Here is a 13,567-nt window from a genome sequence, read left to right on the forward strand (position 1 = left end):
AGCCCTATGACTGGCGAGCCTCAATCATCAGTGCTTTCATGTCAGCAACCGCTTTATTTAAACCATCAAATACCGCGCGACCAATGATTGAGTGACCAATGTTGAGTTCGTAAATTTCTGGTAATGCAGCAATTGGTGCGACATTGTGATAAGTCAGGCCATGCCCGGCATTAACAATAATACCTAGATCATGTGCATAACTCGCACCAGCGGCAATCTTCTTCAGTTCAGCTTGTTGTTCGTCTTCTGTCGTCGCATCTGCATAGTGGCCAGTATGTAGCTCAATAAACGGAGCACCACACTTTTTCGCAGCTTCAATCTGTTGACGGTCAGCATCAATAAAGAGCGAAACTTTAATTCCCGCATCTGTCAGCTTTTTCGTCGCAGCTTTAATTTTTTCAAGCTGCCCCACAACGTCCAAGCCACCTTCCGTCGTCAGTTCTTCACGTTTTTCAGGCACTAAGCACACAAACTCTGGTTGAGTTTGCAGTGCAATCTCAACCATTTCGTCCGTCACAGCCATCTCTAGATTCATGCGCGTTTGAATGGTTTCACGCAGAATACGTACATCACGGTCCAAAATATGGCGACGGTCTTCACGTAAGTGAATTGTGATACCGTCCGCGCCTGCACGCTCAGCAATTTCTGCAGCGTGAACAGGATCAGGGTATTTTGTACCACGTGCATTACGTAGAGTGGCAATATGGTCGATATTGACGCCTAAATAAATTGAGCTCATTTTCCGTTACTCCGTGCTCTGGGGGTCTGAATGAAAAATTCACGACTTTTTAAAGGTTTGCCGCCAAGATACGGCTTTAAGGCTATACGTGTAAAGCGTTTTGCCGCTTTTAGCTGCTCTTTAGTGACGAACCGCCGCTCACTGATAGCAATCAGCTCATTCCCTAAAAACGTAAGGTTATCGCGCCTAACCGAAGCTATGAAGCCTTTTTGTTCCCGGTAACGATACGTCATCTCTGGGTCGACGGGCTCGCCAGTACCTGCACAGTGCAAGAAATCCACGCCATACCCCATAGAAGACAGCAAGGCTAACTCAAAACGACGCAGTGCAGGCTCAGGGTTCTCGTTGTGCGCCAACTCGGTTAACGCATGCAAATAATCATGAAATAGTGCTGGCATCGGCACTTCAGCCATCAAAATACGGCCAATCAGTTCATTGACGTACATGGCTGAGTAGAGATTAATGCCCGTTAACGGCAAACCTAGACTTATCGGCTCGGCTTGACGCAAAGTTTTCATTGAGCCTTTCCCCGACCATTTAAGTAATAGCGGGGTAAAAGGTTGCAATGCGCCTTTTAAGTTCGAACGCTTACTGCGCGCGCCTTTGGCCATTAAAGTCATTCGGCCATATTCCTCACTAAATACATCAAGGATTAAGCTCGATTCACTGTAAGGGCGTCGGTGCAATACAAAACAGCGCTGTAAACCTTCAGAAGACAGATTACTCATCTAAGTCATTGTGCCTAAAAAGTGTGAAATAAAAAATAAGGAGCCGAGCGGCTCCTTATTTTAATCGATACTGATTTTTCATCGATGTTGGAGCGAAGCACCTTCGCAGCCAAGATTATAAATCGTCTATATAACCCAACGATCGCAACGCTCGTTCGTCGTCTGCCCAGCCAGATTTCACTTTTACCCAGGTTTCTAGGTAAACCTTACGACCGAACAATTCTTCCATATCTAAACGCGCTTCGCGACCAATGGTTTTAATCTTCTCGCCGCCTTTACCAATCACCATTTTCTTCTGACCATTACGCTCAACAAGAATCAAGGCATTGATGTGGAAACCGTCGGTTTCGGGGTTGTAATCAAAACGTTCAATCTCAACCGTCACTGAGTATGGCAGCTCTTCACCAGTAAAGCGCATCAGCTTTTCACGCACAATCTCAGACGCCATAAAACGCTGAGAACGGTCAGTCACGTATTCTTCTGGGAAGTGATGCGTTGCTTTAGGTAGGTGATTACGCACGTGCTTACGCAGTACATCAATGTTCTTCCCTTGCTTCGCAGAGATTGGCACAACGTCCACGAAGTCCATCTTCTTAGACATCTCAGCCATGTGTAGCATCACTTCGTTACGATCTTGCACGTTGTCGACTTTATTGACACAAAGCACAACTGGGAAGTTCGATTTTTGAAGCTTAGTTAGCACCATCTCATCGTCTTTAGTCCAATGCGTACCATCGACTAAGAAGAACACAAGGTTTACATCACTCAATGACGAGTTAGCAGCACGGTTCATCAAACGGTTGATCGCACGCTTTTCTTCAATGTGAAGTCCAGGCGTGTCGACGTAAATCGCTTGGTAATCGCCGTCCGTATCCACACCCATAATACGGTGGCGTGTCGTTTGCGGCTTACGAGAGGTGATCGAAATCTTCTGACCCAAAATCTTGTTCAAAAGTGTCGACTTACCTACGTTTGGACGACCAACAATAGCAATAAAGCCACAGTGTTGGTTTTCTGGCGAGCTTGGCTCACCTTGTGATGCGAAAAACGCATCGATATCGAATTCGTTATCAGCCATTTGTTAATTGCTCAAGTGCTGTTTCAGCAGCCGCTTGTTCTGCCTTGCGGCGGCTGGTGCCTTTACCGATTACAGGCTTATCCACACCTGCTACTTCGCACTCAACCGTGAACTCTTGGTTGTGCGCTTCACCTTTAATATTAGTCACTGTGTAGACAGGCAGCGGTTTTCTTCTGCCTTGTAGGAACTCTTGTAGGCGAGTTTTCGGATCTTTCTGTGAAACGCCTGGTTTAATGGCTTCAAGGCGTGACTGATACCAACTCAGTACAATGCCTCGCACAACTTCAAGATCACTGTCTAGGTAAATTGCGCCAATAATGGCTTCAACCGCATCGGCTAAAATAGAGTCTCGGCGAAAACCGCCACTCTTCAATTCACCTGGACCTAATTTTAAATAATCTCCTAGATCGAATTCACGACCCAGTTCCGCCAATGTATGTCCGCGAACCAAAGTAGCACGCATGCGGCTCATGTCACCTTCGTTCACTTTTGGGAAACGATGGTACAGATCATCAGCGATGACAAAACTTAAAATTGAATCGCCCAGAAACTCAAGACGTTCATTGTGCTTACTGTTGGCGCTGCGGTGCGTCAGCGCCAAATTGATAAGCCCGGCATCTTGAAACTGGTAGCCGAGCTTTCTCTCTAGTTTATCAATTGGAGAATTCATACTCTCTCGATATTTGAATGGTTAGTGAATGCCACCGATGCGGTTAAAACGCACACCAGTTGGAATCCATGAAGGTAGAACACTATCTGCGCCACGATCAAACTCGAAGCTGATCCAGATCGCGACAGCTTTACCGACTAAGTTTGCTTCTGGAACAAAGCCCCAGTAACGGCTGTCAGCACTGTTGTCACGGTTATCACCCATCACAAAATACTGACCTTGTGGTACAACCCACTCTGTCGTGCCGCTGCGTGGGAAATATTGCTCCACGCGGTTACGCACAAGAGGGTTAACCAAAATATTGTGCTCAACGTTACCCAATTTTTCATCCAGTTGGATCATTGGAATACCGTTCGAGCTAAACTGACTTTCTTCAACGTTGCTCAGTTTAACTGGCTTACATGCCGATTCGCCTTGGCTTTGCACGCAAAGCTGCTTATCACTTGAATAACGCACGATATCACCAGGTAAACCAACTACACGCTTAATGTAGTCCACACTTGGTTGTGGTGGGTATTTGAAGACCACGATATCACCACGCTCAGGCTTACCAGTTTCCACTAGCTGAGTACGCCATACTGGGTCTTTTAGACCGTACGCGTACTTCTCAACTAAAATGAAATCGCCAACCAGCAAGGTAGGCATCATTGAGCCTGATGGGATTTGAAATGGTTCGTAGATAAAAGAACGTAATACTAAAACGAACGCGATCACAGGAAAAATAGAGACGCTATTTTCAACCCACCAAGGCTGACGCTCAACTTTTTGCAAGGTCACTGCATCCAAACCATTAGACGTCTGAGCTTGAATATCAGCCAGTTTTTCCTGACGCTTTTTCGCGAAAACCAGCTTTTCCAATAGCCAAACCACGCCAGTTACCAAAGTCGCAATAACCAACATCAGTGAGAATGTATTCGCCATTAAATTCCCTTATCTAAAAATACGAAAGTGAAAGAGCCGAAACCCTTTCACTTATTTTAATATCTAACGTCTTAAGACCGACAAGTGTGAGACAAAGTTCAACTTTAGTCTTTACCTACGTGAAGGATGGCTAGGAACGCTTCTTGAGGCAGCTCAACGTTACCGATCTGCTTCATGCGTTTCTTACCTTCTTTCTGTTTCTTCAGAAGTTTCTTCTTACGACTTACGTCACCGCCGTAACATTTCGCAATAACGTTCTTACGCAACTGTTTTACCGTTGAACGAGCGATAATGTGGTTACCAATTGCCGCTTGGATTGCGATATCAAACATTTGGCGAGGGATGAATTCTTTCATCTTCTCTACCAACTGACGACCGCGAGTCTGAGACTGATCTTTGTGTGTAATCATCGCCAATGCATCAACAGTATCACCGTTAAGAAGAACGTCTACACGTACCATATTCGACGCTTCAAAGCGCTGGAAGTTGTAATCCAAAGACGCATAACCACGAGAGGTCGATTTCAGACGGTCGAAGAAATCCAGTACCACTTCTGCCATTGGAATATCGTAAGTCACGGCAACCTGGTTACCGTGGTAAACCATATCGACCTGAGTACCACGCTTTTCAACACACAGGGTGATCACGTTACCTAGGTACTCTGAAGGTACCAGGATATTACAACGAGCGATCGGTTCACGAATTTCTTCAATATCATTGATCGCTGGTAGTTTGGCAGGGCTATCAACGTACAGCAGTTCACCATCGGTCTTTTCAACTTCGTAAACTACCGTTGGTGCCGTGGTGATAAGATCTAAGTCGTATTCACGCTCTAGACGCTCTTGGATAATTTCCATGTGCAGCATGCCAAGGAAACCACAACGGAAACCAAAGCCAAGTGCCGCTGAGTTTTCTGGCTCGTAGAATAGCGATGCGTCATTTAGACTTAATTTGCCCAGCGCATCACGGAAGTTCTCGTAATCGTCAGAAGATACCGGGAACAGACCTGCGTAAACCTGAGGTTTTACTTTCTTAAAACCTGGTAGCGGTTTTTCACAGCCGTTCTTAGCCATAGTCAGCGTATCACCAACTGGTGCACCAAGGATGTCTTTAATACCACAAACCACCCAACCTACTTCACCAGTACGAAGGATATCGGTATCTACTTGTTTTGGCGTAAAAATACCAAGACGGTCTACACCCCAAACTTGGTCCGTACTCATCACTTTGATCTTATCGTTCTTCTTCAGTTCGCCGTTTTTAATACGTACTAGAGAAACAACGCCAAGGTAGTTATCAAACCATGAGTCAATGATCAGCGCTTGTAGTGGCGCATCTGGATCACCTTCCGGTGCTGGAATCGCTGACACAATGTTCTCTAGAACGTCATCAACACCGATGCCTGTCTTCGCAGAACAGCGGGTTGCTTCCATTGCATCGATACCAACGATTTCTTCAATTTCTTCTGCCACGCGCTCAGGATCGGCTGCTGGTAGGTCAATCTTGTTCAAGATTGGCACAACCTCTAGATCCATTTCGATCGCGGTGTAACAGTTAGCCAGTGTTTGAGCTTCAACACCTTGACCCGCATCCACAACCAATAGCGCACCTTCACAAGCCGCTAGAGAACGTGATACTTCATATGCAAAGTCAACGTGCCCCGGAGTATCGATGAAGTTCAGCTGATACGTTTCACCGTCTTTAGCGGTGTAGTTTAGCGTCACACTCTGAGATTTAATGGTGATACCACGCTCACGTTCAAGATCCATAGAATCCAGAACCTGTGCGGCCATTTCACGATCGGTTAACCCGCCACAAACTTGGATTAGACGGTCTGATAGGGTCGACTTACCATGGTCGATGTGGGCGATAATCGAAAAGTTACGAATGTGCTTCATAGATTTAGGGTGACTAACTCTTTACAAATAGGGACAGTAAGAAACGCCATCCACTGACGGCATTTCAATCAAGTTGGCAGATTCTACCGAATTTCGTTAACGGGCGCACGTAATTTAAAGTACATACCCAAATAACCTTTAGTGGAGGGGGGACGGCGCTTACTGGATTGGCTCTCCAAGTACCCGAACAAGGGTAACTTGGCGCTTGGATTCATCCTCTAACGGACGAGAAACACGTTTTGCGATCCACATTCCACCAGCTGCAAATAATACTGATGCCAATATGATGATACCTTCCCCGCCCGCGGTCAGCGGCGCTAATAGGAAGTGACCAAACATCGCACCGATAATCAAACCAAACAACGGCAGTAAATAAACCGCCATTGCTGATTTTATCAGGCTCGACTCAGGAAAGCCTATCTCAACGACTTGACCTATCTTCACTGATTTATCCGTGCGCAGGTGCCAAGATAAACTCTTGTTACCAATGGCTTTAGTCACAACGCCCGTTCCACAGCTTTTCTGTGAAGAGCAACTACTGCAACTGGTCTGCTGTTCGCAGCTTAAATCAATTTCGTATTGTTTGCCGCGACGATGTACGTCTGTCACAGTAGCCAACGCGGTCATCATTGTTGTTTACTCTTTGTTACATTAAATGTGACAGATTGAGCGATACGCTGTGCTGTGGTCGGCGGAATGTCTCCAACTACGGAGATTTCATGTTGACCGCTCACAAAACTGTGTAGCGTTCTTCTGCCTTGGCGAACCAACTGCCCTTTTAACGAATGCTCATCCTTGTTTGCTACGTAAACAGAGAAGCTAAACAGACCATCAGAATACAGCTGACTCTCCACCATTTGGTTAGTAACGGCCATACGATAGCGGTTGAGCTCGTTCGGCTCGAAACCTTCAGGGATCCAACCTACCTGCCAATTGCTGGTTCCAATATCGCCTTTTGGCATGGTGAGAACAGCTGGTAATTGAACATCTTGTAGGCCACTCATTAACTCTGCGATTTTTGGATTCACTGTGTAAGAAATAGTGCGATATTGTTCAAGCATCTCACCATCACGGTCCACAAGGTCGGCACGTAACGGCAATTTACTCTTTTCATCGATCCATAGTACGTATGAATAGCGCAGACCGTCTTTAGGGACGACACGCAGCACTTGTGTTGCTACACCTGCTTCACGAGCTCTACCCACTTTTACATAGTCGTAATACAAGTTTAGCTCATCGATATTGGTGTTGAGCATAGGCATGGTCGGAGCGACCATTTTACCTGACTCGATGGTGAATGGTTCTAAACCCGTTTCGATATAGCTTACTTCTGTGCCACGACGAATCACTTCGCGCACAGGGCCACTTAAATAAACAAGATGAGCATATTGATCGTCACCATGCGTCGCATGACGATACAGCAACGGCTCAATGCTGTTCTTTTTGATAAGGATATAAGAGAGTTCGTAACTTAAATTCTTACTCGCCTCGCTCATTTGATGCAATAAAGCCTCCGCTGGCTTATCACCAGCAAAGGCTTGAGAAGACATCATACTGAACAGAGCGCAAGCGCTGATCAGAAATTTTTTCATTCAATATCCGGATTCAGATTTGCATCTTGTTGAGATGCATCACTGTTAATTCGTAACTGCAATTCGTAGTCTCGCAGCATAGCATGAACACGCTTACGTTGCTCTTGCATATTTGCTTCACCTACAGAACGCTCAACAGACTCACGAGTTAAACTCACAGGCTCTGCGCTGCCAGCAAACGGAACTGTCTGCAACACAGGCAATTGGTCTGTTTGCGGCGACATTGAATCGCTACCACCGTACTGCTGTACACCTAAAATAACGACAAGCGATACACATGCAGCAACAGCAACTTGACCAAACTGTGTCAACCAACCTGGCAACTGACGTTTTGCTTTTTGCGGTTCTGGTTGCGACTCTTTTGGCGTATCAGCAATTGAGATAACATTTGCACCGTGCGAATCAAACGCACGGTGTGCAGGTTCATCTTCTAACGCTAACGCCACGCTTTCAGCAATATTCCACTCAGGTTTTGCTGGCGCTTCGCCTCGCATCACATCACCAATCAGGTGATAGTTCTGCCAAGCATCACGGCTCTCTTGGTCTTGCTCTAACTCTTGAATTAAAGCCTTATCGACCAATTCTCCATCCATGAGAGCTGAAAGTTTTTCTTTGTCAGCCATTATTTTCACCATAGTTATTACTTGTACTAGCGTTGCAAAAGAGGTCTGATTTTCTTTTCCACCGCCTCACGAGCACGGAAGATACGCGATCGTACCGTTCCTACCGGGCAATCCATCACTTCTGCAATTTCTTCATAACTCAAGCCATCGAGCTCTCGTAATGTCATTGCGGTTTTTAAATCTTCAGGTAAAGCTTCGATTGCACTGAACACCACCCGTTGCAATTCTTTGGACAACGTTAAGTTCTCAGGGTTCGATATTTCTTTAAGTGCACTACCTGTTTCGTAAAATTCAGCATCTTCAGCATCGACATCTGTCGCTGGAGGTCTACGTCCTTGAGCAACAATGTGATTTTTCGCAGTATTCACTGCAATGCGATACAGCCACGTATAAAACGCACTTTCCCCACGAAAGCTGGGAATAGCTCGGTAAGCTTTAATAAACGCTTCTTGTGCTACATCTGGTACATCGCCAGGATTACTAACGTATCTGGAAATAAGATTACATACCTTGTTCTGGTACTTCGTTACCAGCAGGTTGAATGCTTGCTTATCGCCATTCTGAACTCGCTCAATCAATACTTGATCGGTCAGCTGCTCGTTCATTCGAGCGGATACTCCTATTTGTTATGCCCCTACTCTTCTCAGATATGGGTACTAATTATGCAAAACGTAGTATTGACACCACTGCTTACTTGAGCACTATTGTGACCCTAACGTGAATGAGAAAGTTCCATGGTTTCTCAAGTTTTTTGTCATTGTTTTTTCACAGTGTGATGTCTATACCCAAATGACCACCTTTGCCTGACTTTAGTCTAAGTTTGACAAGCGAGCATCTTGAGGGGAAATGGGTATAATGAATGATCTCTGTCCCAGATTGTGCTGGGTCGAGCATGGAAAAGCAATGGCATTGACAAACTATTACTTTTCATTTGCATGGCTAATGGCTATCTGAACACCGCGTTACAAATATAACTTAGGAAGCATGCTCATGCTCTGCATGAAAAAGAAGAGTGGCTCAGTCACCGCAGTAACACGGATGTCGATAGGTCTCCCAACTTAGCCCTTAGCGACAGGTGTCGCGATAATGGAATGCACATGGTGTGCAAATAATACACAAGGTGACTTTGTTACCTTAGCTTGGGATTATAAAAGTTATATGAACACAAATCGTGAACATGAGTGTGATGTGTTAGTGGTAGGGAGTGGCGCGGCTGGTTTGTCGTTGGCTTTGCGCGTTGCTAACCACTGTAAAGTGATGGTGCTGAGTAAAGGGCCACGCAGCGAAGGGGCGACCTATTATGCCCAGGGTGGTATTGCTGCTGTATTTGATGAGTCAGACACCATTGATTCACACGTTGAAGACACGCAAATCGCCGGCGATGGTATTTGTGACGAAGATACCGTGAGGTTCATTGCTGAACATTCAAAAGAGTGCGTACAGTGGTTGATCGACGGTGGTGTCCCATTTGATCGTGAAGAGGATGACTCTGACGATGAGCCTCGTTATCACTTAACTCGTGAGGGTGGCCATAGTCGTCGTCGTATTCTTCACGCGGCAGATGCAACAGGTATGGCGATGCAAACCTCTCTGCAAGATAACGCTCACAACCATCCAAACATTCATGTTCTCGAACGTCACAATGCGCTGGACTTAATCACCGAAGATAAAATTGGCGGTGATAAAAACAAAGTTATCGGTGCTTATATTTGGAACCGCAACGAAGAGCATGTCGAAACCGTGCGGGCTAAATTTGTGGTTCTCGCTACAGGTGGCGCTTCAAAAGTTTATCAATACACCTCTAACCCAGATGTTTCGTCTGGTGATGGTATTGCCATTGCTTGGCGTGCAGGGTGCCGTGTGGCAAATATGGAGTTTAACCAGTTCCACCCGACGTGTTTATATCACCCAGAAGCACGTAACTTCTTGTTGACCGAAGCGTTACGTGGTGAAGGTGCTTACCTGCGTCGTCCAGATGGTTCTCGCTTTATGCCAGATTTCGATGAGCGTAAAGAGCTTGCTCCGCGTGACGTCGTGGCTCGTGCTATCGACTTCGAAATGAAGCGTTTGGGTGCCGACTGTATGTACCTCGACATCAGTCACAAACCTGCTGACTTTATTACGAAACACTTCCCAACCATTTATTCACGTTTGATGGACTTGGGCATTGACATGACCAAAGAGCCAATCCCAATCGTACCTGCTGCGCACTACACTTGCGGCGGTGTCATGGTGGATAGAAATGGCTGCACCGATCTGAAAAATTTGTATGCGATTGGTGAAGTTAGCTACACCGGGCTGCATGGTGCTAACCGCATGGCATCAAACTCACTTCTCGAATGCGTGGTTTATGCTTGGTCTGCGGCAAAAGATATTCTAAAACATCACACTAACGTGGAGCTTCCTTCACAGGTGCCATGTTGGGATGAAAGTAAAGTGACCAACAGTGATGAAGAAGTGATCATTCAGCACAACTGGCACGAGCTTCGTCTGTTTATGTGGGACTACATGGGCATTGTACGAACTGACAAGCGTTTAGAGCGCGCATTACGCCGTATCCAGCTGTTGCAACAAGAAACGCATGAGTACTACAGCAATTTCCGCGTGTCGAACAACTTATTAGAACTGCGTAACCTTTTACAAGTAGCAGAGCTGATGGTTCGTTGTGCGATGCAGCGTAAAGAGAGTCGAGGTTTGCACTACACGCTTGATTATCCGAACCAACTGGAAAACAGCGGACCAACGATTTTGGTTTCAGCTAAACAGCTTTAATTCGACAAAATAAACTATTACATCAACAGGGAGCATTGGCTCCCTGTTTCATTTCCCACTGGCGTAATACCAACGATAATTGACGGTAATGCTGATCCTCACAGCTATCACGCCAAATCGTGACGCTACGGCCAGACTGCAATCGAAATGTTATCTTGAATGGCAATGTCGATGTACCGATTCGTTGTAACTGATCCTTTTCAGACTCAAGAGCCGCCGAACATTCACTATACTCAAGGGCCTCAAACCTAACCGAGCCATCGCAATGCACATACCAATAACCCTGACTTGTCGGTTTAACAAAGCCTTGGCTCAATAGTGCCTTAACAATCATTAATAACAAATAAGTCGATAATACGAGTGGAACACTAGAGAAGATAACAGCCCAAGTCATCAATAAGAAAAGTACAACATTGAAGACTCGGGCAGTCAGAGAGGGAGAAGCAGTAAAATTAACGAACTTTGCTGAGGTTATGGGCGACAATTTTATCAACCATTGCTGCATGACCTAAATTTTCGCTACGGCCATGCCCCATTACCCAAGTAAACAGATCAGGATCATCGCATTCAAGTAAAGAAACAAAGTCACGCTGCTCTTGTTCACTCAGAGTATCAAAGCACTCTTCAAAAAACGGCATAATTACTACGTCAAGCTCAAGCATGCCTCGACGACAAGCCCATTTAATACGCGCTTTTTCTTCCGGAGTGTACATTCACTATTCCTTCATAGATGTCTTGTTGTTAGTGCGGAGTGTAACAAGGGATGTGCTACGTCACTAGTGTGCGGGTCACAATACGATAGTGAAAGCAGACAAATGTTGATTCGTAAATCGCTCCCCTAGTATCTCAAGGTTATTTGGGTATAACATAGCGGAAAAATATCTTCAAAAGGCATTGTAATTATGGAATGGCAAACTCGTTTTTCAGCATTACCTCTCTCAACTCAAGACGCACTTCCAGAGTTATCTATCTCACTGCTGGATAACTTCGGCATGATCACCATGATCGGTGATGATAAAAAATCATACTTACAAGGTCAGGTTACCTGCGATGTTGTTTCTTTAGAACAAGACCAATCAACACTGGGCGCACATTGTGATGCAAAAGGCAAAGTGTGGAGCGTGTTCCGCCTTTTCCATCATCATGATGGCTACGGCATGATCCAACCAAAATCGGCGATTGACGTAGAACTTAGTGAAATAAAGAAATACGCCATTTTCTCTAAAGTAACGATTGAAGCTTCTGATGACGTTATCTTAGGCGTTGCTGGCGTCAAAGCCGACGAATTCATTTCAACAATGAGCAAGACAACTGGCAGCGTTCGCCCAGTTAACGGTGGCACAGCAGTGCAAGTTGCACAAGATCGCTGGTTACTGATATTAAGTGCGCCAGAAGCACAGCAAATCGTTGAAACTACCGACGCTGTCTTTACGACAAATGAGCTTTGGAATCGTTTCGACATTGAAGCTGGTTTACCATTTGTCTCTGCATCCGCGCAGAATGCTCACATTCCACAAGCACTCAACGTGCAAGCTTTAGGAGGCATTAGCTTCACAAAGGGCTGCTACACAGGACAAGAAACGGTAGCACGAGCTAAGTATCGCGGTACAAATAAACGTGCGATGTACATCGTAAAAGGGGCAACTTCTGCTCCATTTAGTGACGAGCCAATTGAGCTCGAACGCAGCGTGGGAGAAAACTGGCGTTCAGTGGGTGCTTTATTAAACCACTACCAGTTCAGCGACAATCAAGCGATTGGCCTGATCGTACTGCCCAATAATCTCGATGAAGACACTCGTCTTCGTTTGGTTGCGCAACCAGAATGTGAATGGACAATCGAATCACTGCCTTACAGCCTTGATGATGAGTAATACAATCAATACTCCTTTGATGCAATTTCTCACAGACCAACACATTCCGTTTCGTCTGTTACCGCATCAAAGACCAGCAACCACTATTGAGGATGCCGCGCAACAACGCGGCATTCGCCCTTCTCAAATGGTAAAAGCGATCTTGCTACGAGACATGGGTAATCAATATGCTCTCGCCTGTGCGCCTGGTGATCGTAGTGTCGATCCCAAAAAAGTGCGCTCGTTACTGCAATGCCGCCGGATGACTTGCGTTGATCAAGCCGACGTTGAGGCCATCACAGGTTACAAAATTGGTACTGTCACTCCACTATTACTCAAACGACACATGCCGATCGTGTTCGATCCTAGCTTACTAGAAGAACAGGAAGTCACGATCAGCAGTGGCGATCGCATGGCTGGACTGGCGCTTTCTATCCAAGATCTGATCCAATTGTGTCAGCCGACCGTAGCTGAGATATGTCGTTAGTCGTCTAAAAATAATGTAATAGCACGTAGTGTTTCTATCATCACGTGATCTCGCTCATATCTATAAAAACAGACGGTAGAATTTTTAATCACATATAAAACATAAATAGTCACAAGGATAAAACTCGTATATGCTGAATTTGTTGGTTAAGTTTCAAACAAGCACTTAACCAATATAAAGTGAATCAGCTGACTGAATGACAGTATTCA

At 45.5% G+C, this 13,567-nt stretch carries 15 protein-coding genes; 3 read left to right on the forward strand and 12 right to left on the reverse strand.

The features are described 5' to 3' along the window. Positions 1 to 4 precede the first annotated feature (4 nt). From pdxJ to rpoE, 10 genes are all read right to left on the reverse strand, one after another. The gene (gene pdxJ / locus CAG69_RS05240) at positions 5 to 739 is read right to left on the reverse strand and encodes a pyridoxine 5'-phosphate synthase (RefSeq protein WP_152811551.1); all 735 of its coding nucleotides are present in this window, start codon (positions 737 to 739) and stop codon (positions 5 to 7) included. Then, positions 736 to 1,467 (reverse strand): DNA repair protein RecO, encoded by a 732-nt coding sequence (recO, locus tag CAG69_RS05245; protein WP_006743310.1) that lies wholly within the window; start codon positions 1,465 to 1,467, stop codon positions 736 to 738. Before recO ends, pdxJ begins: the two co-directional genes overlap by 4 nt. A 115-nt stretch (positions 1,468 to 1,582) precedes the next feature. Next, positions 1,583 to 2,545, reverse strand: coding sequence for a GTPase Era (era, locus tag CAG69_RS05250; RefSeq protein WP_006743309.1), 963 nt, complete (start codon positions 2,543 to 2,545; stop codon positions 1,583 to 1,585). Beyond that, on the reverse strand, positions 2,538 to 3,215 hold the full coding sequence (rnc, locus tag CAG69_RS05255; protein WP_005380932.1) for a ribonuclease III: 678 nt from the start codon (positions 3,213 to 3,215) through the stop codon (positions 2,538 to 2,540). Before rnc ends, era begins: the two co-directional genes overlap by 8 nt. Before the next feature lie 21 nt (positions 3,216 to 3,236). Beyond that, complete coding sequence (lepB, locus tag CAG69_RS05260) at positions 3,237 to 4,136, reverse strand: signal peptidase I (RefSeq protein ID WP_158174161.1); 900 nt, start codon at positions 4,134 to 4,136, stop codon at positions 3,237 to 3,239. A 104-nt stretch (positions 4,137 to 4,240) separates the two neighbouring features. Further along, on the reverse strand, positions 4,241 to 6,034 hold the full coding sequence (gene lepA / locus CAG69_RS05265; RefSeq protein WP_161443044.1) for a translation elongation factor 4: 1,794 nt from the start codon (positions 6,032 to 6,034) through the stop codon (positions 4,241 to 4,243). 159 nt (positions 6,035 to 6,193) lie between these two features. Next, positions 6,194 to 6,664, reverse strand: a complete 471-nt coding sequence (locus CAG69_RS05270) for a SoxR reducing system RseC family protein (protein ID WP_005384575.1) — start codon at positions 6,662 to 6,664, stop codon at positions 6,194 to 6,196. Continuing rightward, on the reverse strand, positions 6,661 to 7,626 hold the full coding sequence (rseB, locus tag CAG69_RS05275) for a sigma-E factor regulatory protein RseB (protein WP_005393918.1): 966 nt from the start codon (positions 7,624 to 7,626) through the stop codon (positions 6,661 to 6,663). Before rseB ends, CAG69_RS05270 begins: the two co-directional genes overlap by 4 nt. Then, entirely contained in the window at positions 7,623 to 8,249 is a 627-nt protein-coding gene (locus tag CAG69_RS05280; RefSeq protein WP_046875100.1) for a sigma-E factor negative regulatory protein, read from the reverse strand. The genes rseB and CAG69_RS05280 overlap by 4 nt, the downstream gene beginning before the upstream one ends. Before the next feature lie 26 nt (positions 8,250 to 8,275). Next, complete coding sequence (gene rpoE / locus CAG69_RS05285) at positions 8,276 to 8,854, reverse strand: RNA polymerase sigma factor RpoE (protein WP_005380946.1); 579 nt, start codon at positions 8,852 to 8,854, stop codon at positions 8,276 to 8,278. A 553-nt stretch (positions 8,855 to 9,407) separates the two neighbouring features. On the opposite strand from rpoE, the gene nadB reads away from it, so the two are divergent. After that, positions 9,408 to 11,021: an L-aspartate oxidase gene (gene nadB / locus CAG69_RS05290; protein ID WP_161443046.1), complete on the forward strand. Its 1,614-nt coding sequence runs from the start codon at positions 9,408 to 9,410 to the stop codon at positions 11,019 to 11,021. Positions 11,022 to 11,043: 22 nt separating this feature from the next. Here the strand turns inward: nadB and CAG69_RS22710 are convergent, their stop codons facing one another. Both CAG69_RS22710 and CAG69_RS05295 read right to left on the reverse strand, forming a co-directional pair. Further along, positions 11,044 to 11,526 (reverse strand): protein YgfX, encoded by a 483-nt coding sequence (locus tag CAG69_RS22710; protein WP_337247411.1) that lies wholly within the window; start codon positions 11,524 to 11,526, stop codon positions 11,044 to 11,046. Then, entirely contained in the window at positions 11,474 to 11,734 is a 261-nt protein-coding gene (locus CAG69_RS05295) for an FAD assembly factor SdhE (protein WP_005380951.1), read from the reverse strand. Before CAG69_RS05295 ends, CAG69_RS22710 begins: the two co-directional genes overlap by 53 nt. Before the next feature lie 189 nt (positions 11,735 to 11,923). Here CAG69_RS05295 and ygfZ point away from each other — a divergent pair, with 189 nt between their 5' ends. Further along, positions 11,924 to 12,892: a tRNA-modifying protein YgfZ gene (gene ygfZ / locus CAG69_RS05300; protein WP_161443048.1), complete on the forward strand. Its 969-nt coding sequence runs from the start codon at positions 11,924 to 11,926 to the stop codon at positions 12,890 to 12,892. Then, positions 12,885 to 13,358: an aminoacyl-tRNA deacylase gene (locus tag CAG69_RS05305; protein ID WP_031780369.1), complete on the forward strand. Its 474-nt coding sequence runs from the start codon at positions 12,885 to 12,887 to the stop codon at positions 13,356 to 13,358. Before ygfZ ends, CAG69_RS05305 begins: the two co-directional genes overlap by 8 nt. Positions 13,359 to 13,567: the final 209 nt, after the last annotated feature.

Origin of the sequence: Vibrio sp. V43_P6S15P86 (assembly GCF_009904725.1) — a bacterium.
GTDB classification, from domain to species: Bacteria; Pseudomonadota; Gammaproteobacteria; order Enterobacterales; family Vibrionaceae; genus Vibrio; species Vibrio diabolicus.